Annotated in this window: 13 protein-coding genes and 1 pseudogene; 3 read left to right on the plus strand and 11 right to left on the minus strand. The window is 33.6% G+C overall.

The genetic code is table 11. The features are described from left to right. Positions 1 to 304: 304 nt before the first annotated feature. Positions 305 to 1294 carry a tryptophan--tRNA ligase gene (trpS, locus tag AAA453_RS11525; protein WP_427705084.1) on the plus strand — a complete coding sequence of 330 codons (990 nt, stop codon included), beginning with the start codon at positions 305 to 307 and terminating at the stop codon, positions 1292 to 1294. A 277-nt stretch (positions 1295 to 1571) separates the two neighbouring features. On the opposite strand, the gene AAA453_RS11530 is transcribed toward trpS, so the two are convergent. Genes AAA453_RS11530 through opp3b form a run of 5 tightly spaced genes read right to left on the minus strand, consistent with a single transcriptional unit; the run spans position 1572 to position 7273 of the window. Continuing rightward, complete coding sequence (locus tag AAA453_RS11530) at positions 1572 to 3224, minus strand: peptide ABC transporter substrate-binding protein (protein ID WP_427705086.1); 1653 nt, start codon at positions 3222 to 3224, stop codon at positions 1572 to 1574. Positions 3225 to 3244: 20 nt separating this feature from the next. Continuing rightward, complete coding sequence (locus tag AAA453_RS11535; RefSeq protein WP_427705089.1) at positions 3245 to 4189, minus strand: ABC transporter ATP-binding protein; 945 nt, start codon at positions 4187 to 4189, stop codon at positions 3245 to 3247. Beyond that, entirely contained in the window at positions 4179 to 5261 is a 1083-nt protein-coding gene (locus tag AAA453_RS11540) for an ABC transporter ATP-binding protein (protein WP_427705092.1), read from the minus strand. Before AAA453_RS11540 ends, AAA453_RS11535 begins: the two co-directional genes overlap by 11 nt. An 18-nt stretch (positions 5262 to 5279) precedes the next feature. Next, a complete protein-coding gene (gene opp3C / locus AAA453_RS11545; protein WP_427705095.1) occupies positions 5280 to 6347 on the minus strand; it encodes an oligopeptide ABC transporter permease in 1068 nt (355 codons plus the stop codon). Next, positions 6347 to 7273 (minus strand): oligopeptide ABC transporter permease, encoded by a 927-nt coding sequence (opp3b, locus tag AAA453_RS11550; protein WP_057512701.1) that lies wholly within the window; start codon positions 7271 to 7273, stop codon positions 6347 to 6349. Before opp3b ends, opp3C begins: the two co-directional genes overlap by 1 nt. 244 nt (positions 7274 to 7517) lie before the next feature. Between opp3b and AAA453_RS11555 the strand changes: the two genes are divergently transcribed. Then, the gene (locus AAA453_RS11555) at positions 7518 to 7892 is read left to right on the plus strand and encodes a DUF3899 domain-containing protein (protein WP_427705097.1); all 375 of its coding nucleotides are present in this window, start codon (positions 7518 to 7520) and stop codon (positions 7890 to 7892) included. A gap of 55 nt (positions 7893 to 7947) precedes the next feature. On the opposite strand, the gene AAA453_RS11560 is transcribed toward AAA453_RS11555, so the two are convergent. The 3 genes from AAA453_RS11560 to AAA453_RS11570 form a co-directional block, all read right to left on the minus strand. After that, on the minus strand, positions 7948 to 9180 hold the full coding sequence (locus AAA453_RS11560) for an MFS transporter (protein WP_427705100.1): 1233 nt from the start codon (positions 9178 to 9180) through the stop codon (positions 7948 to 7950). A gap of 270 nt (positions 9181 to 9450) precedes the next feature. After that, on the minus strand, positions 9451 to 10695 hold the full coding sequence (gene fabF, locus AAA453_RS11565; RefSeq protein WP_427705102.1) for a beta-ketoacyl-ACP synthase II: 1245 nt from the start codon (positions 10693 to 10695) through the stop codon (positions 9451 to 9453). A gap of 11 nt (positions 10696 to 10706) precedes the next feature. Next, positions 10707 to 11648, minus strand: coding sequence for a beta-ketoacyl-ACP synthase III (locus AAA453_RS11570; RefSeq protein WP_069818025.1), 942 nt, complete (start codon positions 11646 to 11648; stop codon positions 10707 to 10709). Positions 11649 to 11881: 233 nt separating this feature from the next. Between AAA453_RS11570 and AAA453_RS11575 the strand changes: the two genes are divergently transcribed. Further along, positions 11882 to 12076: a DUF2929 family protein gene (locus AAA453_RS11575; RefSeq protein ID WP_002508112.1), complete on the plus strand. Its 195-nt coding sequence runs from the start codon at positions 11882 to 11884 to the stop codon at positions 12074 to 12076. A gap of 89 nt (positions 12077 to 12165) precedes the next feature. Here the strand turns inward: AAA453_RS11575 and AAA453_RS11580 are convergent, their stop codons facing one another. The 3 genes and pseudogenes from AAA453_RS11580 to clpB all read right to left on the minus strand — a co-directional run bounded on the left by AAA453_RS11580 (position 12166) and on the right by clpB (position 16884). Beyond that, positions 12166 to 12330, minus strand: coding sequence for a hypothetical protein (locus AAA453_RS11580; protein WP_427705105.1), 165 nt, complete (start codon positions 12328 to 12330; stop codon positions 12166 to 12168). 179 nt (positions 12331 to 12509) lie between these two features. Further along, a pseudogene (locus tag AAA453_RS11585) lies at positions 12510 to 14111 on the minus strand (IS3 family transposase). Between the two features lie 163 nt (positions 14112 to 14274). Further along, a complete protein-coding gene (gene clpB, locus AAA453_RS11590) occupies positions 14275 to 16884 on the minus strand; it encodes an ATP-dependent chaperone ClpB (protein ID WP_427705107.1) in 2610 nt (869 codons plus the stop codon). Positions 16885 to 17011: the final 127 nt, after the last annotated feature.

Consider the following 17011-nt stretch of genomic DNA (forward strand, 5'->3'; position numbering starts at 1 on the left):
ACATCTCACTCTCCTATTTTTCATGAATTTAAATTCATTAGATTTCAATATTTATATGATTAAGAAACTTTCAAGTAAACTTCGTCTTCCTTAACCTTACAATCAAAGTATACCCTTTCAACATTAAAATTAAATGAGAATTCTTTAATTTTTATCAAAAAATTTAAAATAAAAGCAATTCTCAATAAATTCGGATAGAAATATTGATATGTCTATAGTTTAACATAAATTACAAATGATTGAAATACTGTTATAATGTAGGTAATATGTATTAAATTAAATTTTAGAAGGTAGGCATCTAAAAATGGAAACATTATTTTCAGGTATCCAGCCCAGTGGTATTCCAACACTTGGTAATTACATTGGTGCATTGAAACAATTTGGTGAAGTCCAAGACGATTACAATTGTTTCTTCTGCATCGTGGATCAGCACGCAATTACTGTTCCACAAGATCGTTTGAAGTTACGTAAACAAACAAGACAGCTTGCAGCGATTTATTTAGCCTCTGGTATCGACCCAGAGAAATCCACATTATTCATACAATCAGAAGTACCAGCGCATATACAGGCGAGTTGGATGCTCACTTCGATCTCTTCTATTGGAGAATTGGAACGTATGACACAATTTAAAGATAAAGCTACTAAACAGACTGAAGGCGTTCCAGCAGGTTTACTTACATATCCACCGTTAATGGCCGCAGACATCATAATCTATAACACGAATATTGTCCCTGTGGGCGACGACCAAAAGCAACACATGGAATTAACAAGAAACTTAGTAGATAGATTTAATTCTCGTTTTAACGATATATTAATTAAACCCGAAATACGCATACCAAAAGTGGGTGGTCGTGTGATGAGTTTACAGGATCCAACTAGAAAAATGAGTAAAAGTGATGATAATCAAAAGAATTTCATTTCCTTACTTGACCAACCAAATACTGCTGCTAAAAAAATCAAAAGTGCAGTAACTGATTCAGATGGTATTATAAAATTTGATAGAGAGCACAAGCCAGGTATTTCTAATTTATTATCCATTTATTCTAGTTTAACGGATGAATCTCTAGAATCATTACAACTTAAATATAAAGACTCTAATTATGGTGTGTTTAAATCAGATTTAGCAGAAATCGTAAAAACATTCTTAACAGATTTTCAAGAAAAATATGAGTACTACTTTAATTCAGATGAATTAGATACTATTTTAGATAATGGTAGAGATAAAGCTCAAAAAGTTTCTTTCAAAACATTGAAGAAAATGGAAAAAGCTATGGGCTTAGGCCGTAAAAGATAATTATAACGGGCACATTCTATTTAATTAGAATATATTAAAATGCCAACAAAGTCAGTGACTTTGTTGGCATTTTTTGTGCTTGCTTTCCACAATTACAGTCTCAGCCCGTAGTCTTCAGCCAGTGCTTTAAATACATGTTTAACTAATTGAGCAAGAAATGTTTTCTCAATTTCATATAGTACTAACTAGTTTAGTTTAATATGAAAAATAAACAGCACACCAACCTTATGTTGATGTGCTGTTTGTAATATTTATTTTATTTTTCAACCTATACTAACTATTCTTTCTTTTCACCAGTTTCTCTATCAATACTCTTATCTATTCTCACATTTTTCAGAGATGTATCTCCTCCAATTTGGTGATAGATTAAGCCTTTAACTTGTGGATTTGTTAAGTGCGCTTCCCCTTTTTGATATATCGGTGCAACTGGTGCATCTTCCAACATCATTTCTTCTGCTTTCTTCATAGCAGCATTACGTTCTTCCGGTTTTTTCAATAATTTGCCATTAGCATCTTCAATTAATTGATCATATTCTTTACTACCCCAGCCAGTATTATTCTGAGCAGCACCTGTTGTCATAATACTTAAGAATGTTAATGGGTCTGGATAGTCTGGTCCCCAACCAGATAATGAGGCTTCGTGTGTTTCAGAAGACTCTTGATTCAAACGTTGTTTAAATGGTAATTGTTTAATTTTCATTGTGACACCAGGCAACGTTTTTTCTACTTGAGCTTTGATATACTCAGCTGAAATTTTTGAACTTGGTGTATCTTCAGTATTCATCGTGAATGTCAGATCTTTGATACCTAAATCTTTTTTAGCTTTTTCATAATGTGCTTTAGCAGCTTCTGGGTTATATGATAATGGCGAATCAATCGTTTCCGCAAAATCTTTACCATCAGGTGTTTCTGCTGTTAATTTAGATGTGAAACCGTCTGTTGCTTCCGAACCATCATTTTTAACAGCATCTACATAGCCTTCTTTATTAATTGCTTGTGAAATTGCTAGTCTCATATCTTTATTTTTAAATGCTGGTACAGTTTTTTGATTTAATTTGATATAAAATGTACTTGCTAATAAACGTTTTTTCAAACCTGCATTATCTTCATATTTATCAACCTGATCCGCTGTAATAACAGTATCATCAACAGAGCCTGTATCATATAAAGACGCACCTGCTTGTTGGTCTTTTAATACTTTATAATTAACGCGATCTAAATGAACCGCTTCTTTATCCCAATAATCTTCGTTTTTTACAAGTTGAATTTTATCTTCAACCCTCCATTGATCTATCTTGAAAGGTCCATTAAACACTGTTTTATCAGCTGTAGTACCATATTGCTGACCATGTTTTTTCACAACTTTTTCATTTTGTGGCATAAATGTACCAAAAGCAAACATTTCATTAATATACGGGATTGGTTTATTTAATTCCACCTTCAACGTATGATCATCTAGTGCTTTTACACCTAATTCATCTACATCTTTTTTACCCATATTAATAGCTTCCGCATTTTTCAAATCGTACATAATATAGGCATACTCAGATGCTGTTTCAGGATTCACTACGCGCTTCCAGGCAAACTCGAAGTCATGCGCAGTAACTGGATCCCCATTCGACCATTTTGCGTCTTTACGTAATTCAATTGTTAAAGTTTTACCGCCATTACTTTCTTTAGGCAATGCTTTAGCCACACCTGGTTGCGCTTTATCATCTTTATCTAATGTATATAGACCTTCATAAATTTGGTTATACATATCAAATGACACTGTATCCGTTGCCAATGCTGAATCCAATGACGTAATATCTTGCGATAATACTTTTCTGAATACTTGTCCTTTATCTGAATATATACCTTCAGCACTACCACAACCTGCTAATACTACTGTCAGCGCAATAAGTATCGTAAATAACTTAATTTTTTTCATCGTAATCCCCCTTTCCCCTTTTATACAGACGTTTCATGTGTTTCAGATTGCAGTGCTTCCGCTTCTTCATCTGTTGTAAATACATAATGGTTTGGTCGTACTTCATGCAATGAACGTTTGTCATTGTTTTCTGCGTCTTCTTTAAAAACTGTTCTCTTTCTCACTCTTTCACTTTCAGGGTCTGGCTGAGGTACAGCAGAAAGTAAAGATTTGGTATAAGGATGCATAGGATGATGATAAATTTCATCAGCACTACCTAACTCAACGATTTTACCGAAATGCATCACTGCAATTCTGTCAGAAATGTATTTCACCATTGAAAGGTCATGGGCAATGAATAAGAATGTAATACCTCGCTCTTTCTGTAATTTTAATAACAAATTTACAACCTGTGCTTGGATAGAAACGTCTAATGCAGATATCGGTTCATCAGCGATAATAAACTCTGGCTGAACTGCTAATGCACGTGCAATACCAATACGTTGACGTTGTCCCCCAGAAAATTCATGCGGGTAACGGTTGGCATGCTCTTTACTTAAACCTACTGTTTCCAATAAGTCATAAACACGTTTCTTACGATCTTTAACACCGGAAGCAAGTTTATGTATATCAATACCTTCAGCTACGATATCCATAACTTTTAAACGTGGATTTAATGATGCATAGGGATCTTGGAAGATCATTTGTATTTTTTTATTAAATTTCAATGAGTCTTTACGATTTTTAATCTTTTGAATATCTACGCCTTCATATAGAATTTCTCCATCTGTAATATCATTCAATTTAATAATGGCTTTACCTGTAGTTGATTTACCACAGCCTGACTCTCCTACTAAGCCAAATGTTTCCCCTTTAAACACATCGAAAGAAATATTTTCGATGGCTCTAACTTCATTTCGCTTACCTTCATTAAAATATTGTTTTAAGTTTTTCACTTGTAATAGCACATCTTTATTATTCTCCATCGAACGACACCCTTTCTACTTGTTGAGGTTTATCGTAATTATTCGGCATTTTACGTAAACGCTTTTTCACCATTTCTGGTGGCTCGACATGAGGGGAACGTTCGTCCAACAACCACGATTTCACAAAATGTGTAGGCGATACTTGAAACCAAGGAGGTGGCGTCTTAAAATCTATATCTAATGCAAATTGACTACGCTCTGCAAAAGCATCTCCTTTAGGTGGATGTAATAAATCTGGCGGTGTTCCTGGAATAGCTAACAATTCTGTTTCTGAACCTGTAGTTAAATCTGGCATTGATGATAATAATCCCCAAGTGTATGGATGTTTAGGATCATAGAATATTTCATCTACATCTCCGGTCTCTACCATCTGACCACCATACATTACTGCGACACGATCTGCGATATTCGCAACCACACCTAAGTCATGTGTGATGAATATAATTGATGTACTAATTTTATCTTGGAGCTCTTTCATTAACTCTAAAATCTGTGCCTGCATCGTTACATCTAAAGCAGTTGTTGGTTCATCAGCAATTAATACTTTAGGTTCACATGCAAGTGCTGTTGCAATAACGATTCTTTGTCTTTGTCCACCTGAGAATTGGTGCGGATAAGCAGAGAAACGTTTTTCTGCATTGGGTAAACCTACTAAATTTAATATCTCTAAAGCACGTTTTTTCGCATCTGTTTTATTATAATTTCTATGCTTCATCAATGGTTCCATAACTTGTTTGCCAATCTTCATCGTTGGGTTTAAAGAAGTCATTGGATCTTGGAAAATCATAGATATATCTTTACCTCTAAGTTTAATTAATTCTTGTTCTGATTTCTTTGCTAAATCTTCACCTAAGAAATTAATTTCACCTTTTTTAATTCTCCCTGCATCACCTTGAAATAATTTAGTGATTGCTTTCGTTGTTACTGATTTCCCCGAACCAGATTCACCAACAATTGCTAGCGTTTCACCTTTATCGACAAAGAAATCAACACCTCTAACCGCTTGCACTTCCCCAGCGTCGATATCAAAGGAAACATGCAAATTATTCACTTCTAATACTCGTTCTGACATAAATGTTGCCCCCTTTTATTATCTGCGCATTTTAGGATCAAATGCATCGCGTAATCCATCACTAAATAAGTAGAAGAATAAAATTAATAAACTTAATACTACTGCTGGTATAAATAATTCATGCGGATGAATTAACAGCATTGCTCTACCTTCATTTACTAACGAACCTAATGACGTCTTAGGTGCTGGTACACCAATACCAATGAAACTTAAGAACGCTTCGAAGAATATGGCATTTGGCACTGTAAACATTGAAGTTACTACGATAACGCCAAGTGTATTAGGTAAAATATGTTTGAATATTAATTTTAATTTTGATGCACCTAATGTTGTAGATGCCAAGACAAATTCTTGTGTTTTTAACTTTAAGAATTCACCACGTACCACACGACTCATACCAATCCAGCCGGTAAGTGCCATGGCTAAAATGATGGTCCAAATAGATGGCTCGAAAATTAATACGAATAAGATAACCACAATCAGTGTAGGTATCGAAGCAACTACTTCTATAATACGCTGCATGACATTATCTATCCGTCCGCCAAAGAACCCTGATATTGCCCCGTACACAACACCTATAAATATATCGAGCAAAGCTGCTACTACACCTATAAATAAGGATACTTGCGCGCCTTGCCAAGTTCTTGACCATAAATCTCTACCTAACTGATCTGTACCAAACCAAAAGTTTTCTGTAACGCCTGCTTCTTTATAAGCATCGACACCTTTTGCGCCTTCACCATCAAATGGCAAGAATGGTATTTTATCTAGCACAGGTATTTTAGCTGGTAAGTTACGTCTATCTACATCTTGTTCAGCAAAATCGTGTGAACTTATTAAAGGCCCAATTAATGCGAGTAGTACGATAAGGATTAAACCAATCATCCCAACTACCGCTAGTTTATTTCGTTTCAATTGCGTCCATGCATCTTGCCAAAAGTTTTTACTTTCTCTTTGCATTTCCGGTTCTTTTTCAATGTCATTCTTGCTTCTAATAAAATCAGATGCTGGTATACCTTCTGAAGTATGTGTCATAACTGCATTTGAATGATCATCTGTTAATTTTTCATCTCTTTTATCAGCCATTATTTTTTACCCCCTTGTACACGGATACGCGGATCAATTAAACCGTATAAAATATCTACAATGAAAATGGAGACAATAAACAATGTACTGAATAAAATTGTCGTCGCCATGATAACTGGGAAGTCATTCGTAGTGATTGATCTCACGAATTGGTCCCCTAACCCTGGCACACCGAAAATATTTTCAATTGTCAAAGTACCAGTTAAGATACTTGCTAACATCGGCACAATAATCGTAATAACCGGTATCAATGCATTCCGTAATGCATGTCCAAATAGTACTCTCATTGTTGAATTACCTTTTGCACGTGCTAACAAGATATAATCCGAACTTAAAACTTCTATCATCTCTGCTCTTATGTATCTTGCCACCGTTGCTAATACTGCTGCCGATAGTGCTAATGATGGCAGTATCGCGGTCGATATGCCTTCCCAACCTGCAACCGGTAACCACTGTAATCTAACTGCAAATACGTATTGTAGCAATACTGCTAAAACAAATGATGGTACTGATACTGCAATAACCGAAATGACGGTGGCTGTATAGTCGACCCAACTGTTTTGCCGTACTGCTGCTATAACCCCTAAAATCAACCCTAATATCACACCAATAACCATAGCTGTCAGTCCCATTTCAAGCGATGGTAATAATCTTGGTTTTATTAAGTCCCACACAGGTTGGTTATCATATTGGAATGAGTTACCAAAATCCCCTGTAACGACATTCTTTAAATAACTTGCATACTGTACTGGTACAGGTTCATTCAAACCATACTTTTCATTTAAAATTTGCTTCTGCTCTTCATTTAATTTTTCATCATTAAATGGTGAACCTGGCATAAGCTTCATTAAGAAAAATGTAATCGTAATGATTATGAATAATGATAAAATCATATATCCCAAACGCTTTAAAACATACTTAAGCATATTTTATCCCCCTTTAAATTCAGAATAAACATTCCCTTTAAAATATTCAGAATATTTATTAACATTATACTTTTCCTTTACGCGTAAAGCAATATTGTTTTGCTTTACATTATTAAAGAATTTTTAAACAATTTATTTTATAGTCTTATACAAGTGTTGATATAATTGAATTTATAGAAGTTTATATTCATTTTTTAGGTTTATTAAGTTACAATAAATTTATTGTATAATTGGAGGAGTTAATATGAAATACATAAGAAGTTTACTGATTTGGGTTATTTTTACACCTATACTCTCTTTATTAGTCTGGTTATTTACTTCACATACGTTAGTACTTTATATCAATACCTTTTTCTATATTTCCATTGCATTGGCTATCATCTTCTTTATCGTTATCGTTGTTCAAGAAGGTATTTTAGATCCTACAAGTTATGGTTTTAGAAGACTAAAATATCAACTTACTAACAAAAAACATAAAGACACACTCGAAAATGATGAGTTTTTCAAACCGACGCAAGCAAAAAAAGAAAATTATTTTGTTACGCCATGGGTTAAAATTGCATTTGTATGTAATTTATTTTATTTATTACTCTCTATCGGTATTTCTTTTGCAATATAAAAGACTGCATTAGATATTGTTCATTTTTCCACAATACTCTAATACAGTCTTTTTATTATCTTGTTTCTATATTGGGGTTAAAGAATAAAGCATAGTAAAGTAAAACAAAACCGATTAATACAACTACTGCAACATAGACTGACATCATCCATGGCAGTAAAAACGCACCCAAAATTAATCCGAATCTAGATAATACATTGGCACCATAATATGAGACCATACCAAATGTAGAATACGTACTGCGCTTGTCATCAGGTATCATTAAAAAGCGTTGCGCATTTTGAATTGGTGAATAAATTAATTCTCCTAACGTGGCAATGATTGCAAATAAACACAATATCCAAAACGCACTGGCTGACGTCAATACACTATAACCAACCGTATACAATACTATACCGATGATAAAGACCGCTCTTTTAGAAGTTTGCGCTATAAGTCGATTCACTGTAAAAGTTAACGTCGCTACCACGATCGTATTGATAATCATAATGACAGTAAACATCCTTACGCCATCTATGTAAAATCCTAAAAAATGAAAGGCTTCAAACTCATCTTTCAATCTTACTACGACATACGAATTTAAACTGAGTTCTGCCATAAAAACCAGCATCATTCCTAAATTAAAAATCATATAGTATTTATCTTTTAGCACAACATGATAACTATTCACAAAATGTTTAAAGCGAGAGGTCAGTGGCTCTTTTTTATTATAAATTTGTTCTACATCATAATATTTTTCAAATAAATACCAACTCACTAACATAGCGAAGAAGAACATAATAAATAATAAATGCTTGTGACCTAAGTATAGTAATGCACCTAACATCATTCCTATCGCCGTACTAATATTAAACATCCAATAATTAACTTGATATACATATTCCCTTACCTCTTCGTATATCGCATCCATGATAGCCGCTTCAAAAATAGGTTGACTCGCCGCAAATAAAATTTCAAAAATAAATACAGTAGCACAAAAAATAATTAAACCGATACCGTCCATAGTTACAGTTATACTTAATATAATTAAGCATATAGCATATAAGAAATGTATATAATTAACGACTCTCTTCCTATTATAATTGTCTCCTAAGTATCCACCTAGAAAAGACACGAAAAAACTAACAACAATATTTGTCATTAAAAAGGCACCGGCAAAAACCGCATTTGTTTTGCTCGTTAGATATAAAGCCATAAAGGGTAAAATCGCTTGACTTGCTACATTCAAGATGAAATCCGCTATTAGTCTTGTTTTCAAAGTGATTGATAACGTCATAAATTTCTTCAAATCTCATCCCTCCTGACTCCGAAATTATTCCTATTATACATTAATTGTTTGTTGTGTACATACAATTTTCAAAATCAATATTTTTTCATCATAAAGTTAATAATGATAAATATGTATTCTAAGTGCAATTATCGGAAACATATTAATACTGAAAAAATAAAAACTAAACCTAAAAAAACAGCCAGAATTTTAAATTCCGACTGCTTTCATTAATTTATATATATCTTGGACATATTCATTTTAACTCGTTTAAAATGAAAGTTTATAGATTTAATCAGCAAACTTTTTCAATACGATTACGGCATTGTGTCCACCGAAACCTAAACTATTACTCATTGCATAATTAATTTCTAAGTCTTCCGCTTTGTTTGGTACAATATCAAGATCACATTCTGGATCTGGAGAATCTGCATGAATTGTTGGCGCTATGCGACTATCTCTAATAGAAAGTGCAGAGAATATCGCCTCTAATCCACCTGTCGCACCAAGTAAATGACCTGTCATAGATTTCGTTGAACTTATCTTTAATGATGCAGCAGCTTGTCCAAACGTATTTTTAATTGCTTGGATTTCTGTTAGATCTCCAACTGGTGTACTTGTACCATGTGCATTAAGATATTGCACTTCCTTAGCTTCTATACCAGCATCATCTAAAGCAGCTTGCATTGCACGTGAACCACCTTCGCCCTCTGGTGAAGGTGCAGTAATATGATGTGCGTCGCCACTTGAACCATAACCTACAACTTCAGCATAGATTTCTGCGTCACGCGCTTGAGCTGACTCTAGAGATTCAAGAACTACGACACCAGCACCTTCGCCCATAATAAAACCATCACGACCTTCTTGGAATGGTCTACAAGCTGTTTCTTTATCATCATTTGTAGATAAGGCACGACTTGCACTGAAACCTGCTAACGCCATATGCGTTATAGGTGCTTCAGCTCCGCCTGAAATCATTGCGTCTGCATCACCACGTTGTATAACTTTAAATGCTTCACCAATTGAATTCGTACCTGTCGCACATGCAGTCACTGTCGCACCATTAGGTCCTTTAGCACCTAAATCAATTGATACTTGTCCTGCTGCCATGTCTGGAATAAGCATTGGTACAAAGAAAGGACTCACGCGTCTAGGGCCACGGTTTAATAATTGGCTATGTGAAATTTCAAATGTTTCCATACCGCCAATACCAGACCCAATCCATACACCTATTCTATTAGCAGTTTCTTCGTTAATAACTAATTTAGCATCTTGTACTGCTTCTCTAGCTGCAACCACTGCGTACTGTGTAAATCGATCCATGCGTCGTGCTTCTTTTTTAGGCATATGGTCTTCTATATTAAAATCTTTTAGCTCACTCGCTAAATGAACATTATAATCTGTTGTATCTACACGTGTAATCGTATCAATACCACTTACACCGTTTAGAGCATTATTCCATGATGTTTTTGCATCATTACCAAGAGGTGATAATGCTCCAACTCCTGTAATTACAACACGTTGTTCTTTGGTCATATTTTATCCTCCTATTTTCCCCATCTTAAAGTTACAGCGCCCCATGTAAGACCGCCACCAAATCCTACTAATACTAGAACATCATCATCTTTAATCTTGCCATTTTCTAATTCTTGAGAAATGCTTAACGGTATTGAAGCCGCTGAAGTATTCCCATATTTATCTACTGAAACACTCATTTTTTCTTTTGGAATGCCTAAGCGTTCTCGCGCTGATTCCATAATTCTTATATTTGCTTGATGTGGTACAAACATGTCAACGTCTTCAGGAGTTAAATTTGCTTTGGCTACTGCATTGTTAGACGCTTCACCCATAATTCTTACAGCAAATTTAAATACCTCGCGTCCGTTCATGGATATTTTTCCATTTTCAGGATTTAAATATAGATACTTACCACCTGAACCATCTGAACCTAATTCATAGCTTAAAATACCACGTCCTTCAGATACTTCTCCAATTACAACTGCACCAGCACCATCACCAAATAAAATTGCAGTTGAACGGTCTGTAAAATCAGTGATCTTAGATAATTTATCTGCACCAACAACAAGTATATTTTTATAGTCTCCTGATTGAACAAATTGCTTAGCATTTATCATGGCATACATAAACCCACTACATGCTGCAAGTTGATCCATTGAAGCAACTTTGCCAACGCCTAATTTTTCTTGTAATATGTTAGCAACTGTAGGAAATGGAAAATCCCCAGTTGATGTTGCAACGATAATCATATCAATTTCTGATGCTTCGATATTCGCATCTTCTATCGCTTTTAAACTTGCATGATAAGCTAAATCTGAAGTTTCTTCATCTTCATCTGCCCATCTTCTTTCTTTAATGCCAGTCATTTGTGAAATCCATTTATCTGAAGTTTCTAAAAATGATTCAAAATAGGTATTGTCTACAACATTTTTAGGTGTGTATGCACCAAAACCTTTAATACCCACGTCCATGGTTGTACACCTTCTTATTTTTGATTTTAATTTTAATACCAGGTATTAATTTAACATAATACACATTTCAAATACAAGAACAACAGCTAACTTATAAGATGTTTTACAGATTAATTATAATTTAAACCTTCTATTATAACAATGTAAAACTATGAATCTAACTTTGCTACTATACAAATAGCGCTTTCTTATTTATAATGAACTTATATATATTATATTGGAGGCATTACATAATGAAATACCTCGCAACTTTATTTTGGTCTATTGTCTTATTGCAAATGATTAACTTTGTGCTTAATAGTTTAGCAGGTGGTGGCGAGCTTAACCTCATCACACCTATTGTAGGCGCGATATTTTTCACTATTATTATTGTTTTATTTGAAATGGTTATTAAAGGCAATAATGATGATACAAAGGAACAACATTAGAGCGCGTCTATAATTAGACTCGTATAAAATGCCAACAAAGTCAGAGACTTTGTTGGCATTTTTTGTGCACGCTTTCCACGGGCACAATCTCATCCTGTAGTCAGCAGTCGCATCAAATCACTGTCAGCTTTTAAATCTTGATTGCTAATTTCTTCATTCATCTCTAATTTGAGCTTAGGTAAAATCTCTGTTTGTATGAGTTCTTCATAAAGTGATTTCGACTTTTCAATCACATTTTTATACTTCTTATACATAAGACACCTCGTTTTAAAGTTATGTTAGAGTAACTTTATTATACGAAAGTGGCTTATTTTTTTGTATGAATTTATATAATTGTACCGATTTTAACATAGAAAAGCAGCAATCCATTAGAAACTGAACTGCACCCAGTCAAGTAGACAAGTAAATAATTAAATTTTAGGTTGATCTCGTATTAAGCGAGATCAGCCATTTTTAATGTGATGCGCTCATTATTAAAAAAATGAATATAATCATCTATAATAATTTTAGCTCTTTCTATATTCTCAAATAAATAATGTTTATTTCCTCTATAAATCTCACTTTTAATAATCCCCCAAACACTTTCCATTGGTCCATTATCTATACATCTACTAACACGCGACATACTTTGAATTACGCCAAAGCGATTTAATTTATCTCTAAATCGCCTAGATGTGTATTGGTACCCTCGTTCACTATGCAAAAGAATACCTTCGGTAGAGTCCATATTACATACTGCTTTATCAAAAGTGTTAAATACGAGTTGATTATTATTTGAAGCACTTGTTTCATAACTAACTATTTTATTTGTACCTAAATCATAAATAGCACTTAAATATACTTTGTTTCCAGCTTTAAGTCGAAACTCAGTTACATCAGTTAACCATTTAACGTTAGGTTTATCTTCTTGAAATTCACGATTCAATATATTTTCAGCTGTGATTTGAGGCGTTGAACGTTTATATGGTGTTCTCTTACGACGTATGACAGCAGTTAGCCTCAGTTTTTTCATTAATCGATAAATACGCTTCTGATTCACTTTTTTACCTAATTTAATTCGAATATAAATGTAAATACGTCTGTAACCATAAATGCCTTTATATTTATCATATATTTCTTGTATGTCTTCCATTAAAGATTCGTTTTCTACATCTCTTTGTGTAGGTACGCGATGAATCCATTTATAATAACTGGATCTTGAAATTCCAAGCGTTTGGCATAGTTGTTGAACAGGATATTCTTCTTTTAGCGTTTGGATCGTTTCGTATGCCGTGATTTGTTTGATTTTTGATTCATCATCTCTCTTTCTATTTCTTGATATTTTTTTAAAACTTTATTTTCCATTTCTAAAATTTTATTACGTTCTTTTAATGCTTTAATTTCAGCTTCATTAACTTCTTCAGAAGTTAATATTGATTGAGGTTTACCTTTACCTCGACCATCGATTAGACCGTCAGCCGCCATGCTCTTTATATTTTTGTATCCATTGGTACACTTGACCGTAAGTAACATTAAATCTTTGGGCTATTTCTTTGTAACTTAATTCATTATCCAGATAAAATTTAACGATATTTAATTTTTCTTCATAAGTCGTTTTTTTCGCTTTCATTATATACACCTCAGATATTGAAGAATAATTTTGGTTCTCTTTATCCTCAGTATAACGTTTTGTCCAATTAATTATAGTCTTATGTGATGGCACGTTGTATTTAATCGCTAAATCTCGATAAGATAACTCACTATGAAAATATTCATCAACAACGTTCATTTTAAATTCTTTTGAATAACTATTGTTATTTGATTTTGGAATCAACGATTCCATACCTTTATCTAAATATTGATAGTATTTATCTCTTAATATACCTGTATGAATATCTAGGTTTAATTCATCTACAATATTCGCAAAACTCATGCCTTCTTCATATTTGTCAAAGGCAATAAGAAGTGAATTTAAATCTACTTTAAGTTTTTGAGACACAAAAAAACTCCCTTCAAAGTTTTTACTTTTTAAGTGTCTACTTTGAAGGGAGCATATCAAACTAATAGATTGCTGCTTTTAATTTGAGAATGGGATATTTATGTCTCAGACTCTTATCTACGTGCTACACCATTCCTGTTATTGGGTTCGTATTATTATTTTAAGGTGACGCTCTATTTAAATGTTTTACTTATCAGAAGCTTGTTAATTAAAATTATACTTATTCCGTGTCTGGTTTAATTTCTTCAAATGTCAAACCATCATCCGATAAGTCTATGTTTACTTTCGTGCCTTCTGTTAAGTTTTCTTTAATCATTTTACGTGCCAATGGTGTTTCAATTTGTCTTTGAACAAAACGTTTCAATGGTCGAGCACCAAATTGTGGTTCATACGCTTCTTCACCTAGCCATGCTTTTGCTTTATCAGACACATCAATTGAGAGTCGTTGTGACATAAGTCTGATGTTCAATTGTGCTAATATTTTATCTACAATTAAACTCATATCTCCAATTGTTAATGGTTTAAAGAGTACAATATCATCCATACGATTGATAATTTCAGGTTTGAAGTATTGGTTTAAGCTATTCATCACAGCTTTTTCAGTTGCATCTGTGATGACACCTGCATCCTTAACGTTTTCTAATAGCACTTGAGAACCTATATTACTTGTCATAATAATAATTGTATTTTTAAAATCAACTTCTCGCCCTTTAGAATCCGTTAAACGACCTTCTTCTAATATTTGTAAAAGCACATTAAATACATCTGAATGCGCTTTTTCAATTTCATCTAACAATATCACTGAATATGGATTACGGCGAACAGCTTCTGTTAATTGTCCACCCTCATCATGACCTACATAGCCTGGAGGCGCACCAATTAAACGTGAAACTGAGTGTTTTTCCATATATTCACTCATATCAATACGAATCATATGTTTTTCAGAATCAAATAACGTTGATGCTAATGATTTAGCTAGTTCTGTTTTACCGACACCTGTTGGACCTAAGAATAAGAAACTACCGATAGGTCTATTTGGATCTTTAATACCTGCACGTGCTCTTACAACAGCATCTGCAACTAAATCTACTGCTTTATCTTGTCCTACTACACGTTCATGTAAAATATCGGATAGATTTAATAATTTTTCTCTTTCAGTTTCAACAAGTTTAGATACTGGTATACCCGTCCAAGAACTAACGATATCGCCAATTTCTTCATCTGTTACTATTTCACGAATAATGCGATCATTATCACCGTTTTGTTCGTTTTGGAATGCATCTTCAAGTTCACGTAATTCTTTTTCTAATTCTGGAATTTTACCATGTTGTAATTCTGCTGCTTTTTCTAAATCATAATTGTTTTCAGCATCTTCTAATGCTTTTCTACTTTCATCTAACTCTGTACGTTTTTCTTGTAGTTTTGCTATTTTACTTTTTTCTTCTTCAACACGAGATTGTATCGCATTTTGTTTTTCTTTTTCATTAGATAATTCTTGTTGCAATTCTTGTAAACGCTGTTTACTTAAATTGTCAGATTCATTTTTTAAGGCACTTTCTTCTATTTCTAATTGCATCACTCGTCTATTGACTTGATCTAGTTCAGTAGGATTAGAACCCATTTCAGTACGGATTGTTGCACAAGCTTGATCCACTAAATCAATCGCTTTATCAGGTAAGAAACGATCTGTGATATAGCGATCTGATAATTCTGCAGCTGCTACGATTGCTTTGTCTTGTATACGGACACCGTGATACACTTCGTAACGCTCTTTTAGTCCACGTAAAATTGAAATTGTGTCTTCTACATCAGGTTCAGATACATTTACTTTTTGGAAACGACGTTCTAAAGCCGAATCTTTTTCAATATATTCTCTGTATTCATTTAACGTTGTTGCACCAATACAATGTAATTCACCGCGTGCAAGCATAGGTTTCAACATATTACCAGCGTCCATAGCGCCTTCTGTTTTACCCGCACCAACAAGCATATGGATTTCATCAATAAATAATAAAATTCTGCCATCTGAATCTTTCACTTCTTTTAATACTGCTTTCAAACGTTCTTCAAATTCACCACGATATTTGGCACCTGCTACAAGTGCACTTAAATCTAATTCAAAAATCGTTTTATCTAGTAAAGATTCAGGCACATCTTTACGTACAATACGTTGGGCCAGACCTTCAACAATAGCTGTTTTACCAACACCAGGTTCACCAATCAATACTGGGTTGTTTTTTGTTTTTCTACTTAAAATTCTGACTGTATTTCTAATTTCTTCGTCACGACCAATGACTGGGTCCATATTACCTTTACGTACTTCTTCAACTAAATCGCGACCATATTTTTCTAATGCTTCATAATTTGATTCTGGATTTTGTGACGTCACGTGATTACCCCCTCTTATTTTTTTAATAATTTCTTCGATGACCTCTTTTTTGTTACCGATAAACTGTTTTGTTGTTTCATCAATTTCCATGGCAGAAAGTATAAGATGTTCCATAGATATATATTCATCTTCATAGGACTTCATATAAGATTCTGCTTTATTTATAAGTTCATTTGCTTTAGGACTGATGTATTGCCCATATTGAATGTTTTCTCCTTGAACCGATGGATAACTTTTTAATTTTTCATTATATGCTTTAACAAGTTGTTCTGTATCAATATTTGCTCTTTCTAGAACACTTTTAAATAAGCTTTCATTTTCTTCAAGTGCTGCTTTAAGCACAGCTTCAATTTCTATATTTTGATTCTCATTTTCTTTTGCCAATTCAACTGCTTTTTGTAAAGCACCTTGAACTGCATAGGTCATTTGATTAATATCCAAAATGATTCACCTCACCATTAAGAGTTTGATCAAAACAAATCAAGTTTGACTTTGACTTTCTTTGACCTTAATTTAATTATAGTCCTTTTCATTTAAATAATCAACAAATTAGTCTACATTTTAAAAT

Source organism: Staphylococcus parequorum, from assembly GCF_039237145.1.
Taxonomy (GTDB): domain Bacteria; phylum Bacillota; class Bacilli; order Staphylococcales; family Staphylococcaceae; genus Staphylococcus; species Staphylococcus equorum_A.

Coding starts and splice junctions, on each gene's coding strand:
- trpS (WP_427705084.1), top strand. CDS start 305: ATGGAAACATTATTTTCAGGTATCCAGCCCAGTGGTATTCCAACACTT.
- AAA453_RS11530 (WP_427705086.1), bottom strand. CDS start 3,224: ATGAAAAAAATTAAGTTATTTACGATACTTATTGCGCTGACAGTAGTA.
- AAA453_RS11535 (WP_427705089.1), bottom strand. CDS start 4,189: ATGGAGAATAATAAAGATGTGCTATTACAAGTGAAAAACTTAAAACAA.
- AAA453_RS11540 (WP_427705092.1), bottom strand. CDS start 5,261: ATGTCAGAACGAGTATTAGAAGTGAATAATTTGCATGTTTCCTTTGAT.
- opp3C (WP_427705095.1), bottom strand. CDS start 6,347: ATGGCTGATAAAAGAGATGAAAAATTAACAGATGATCATTCAAATGCA.
- opp3b (WP_057512701.1), bottom strand. CDS start 7,273: ATGCTTAAGTATGTTTTAAAGCGTTTGGGATATATGATTTTATCATTA.
- AAA453_RS11555 (WP_427705097.1), top strand. CDS start 7,518: ATGAAATACATAAGAAGTTTACTGATTTGGGTTATTTTTACACCTATA.
- fabF (WP_427705102.1), bottom strand. CDS start 10,695: ATGACCAAAGAACAACGTGTTGTAATTACAGGAGTTGGAGCATTATCA.
- AAA453_RS11570 (WP_069818025.1), bottom strand. CDS start 11,648: ATGGACGTGGGTATTAAAGGTTTTGGTGCATACACACCTAAAAATGTT.
- AAA453_RS11575 (WP_002508112.1), top strand. CDS start 11,882: ATGAAATACCTCGCAACTTTATTTTGGTCTATTGTCTTATTGCAAATG.
- AAA453_RS11580 (WP_427705105.1), bottom strand. CDS start 12,330: ATGTATAAGAAGTATAAAAATGTGATTGAAAAGTCGAAATCACTTTAT.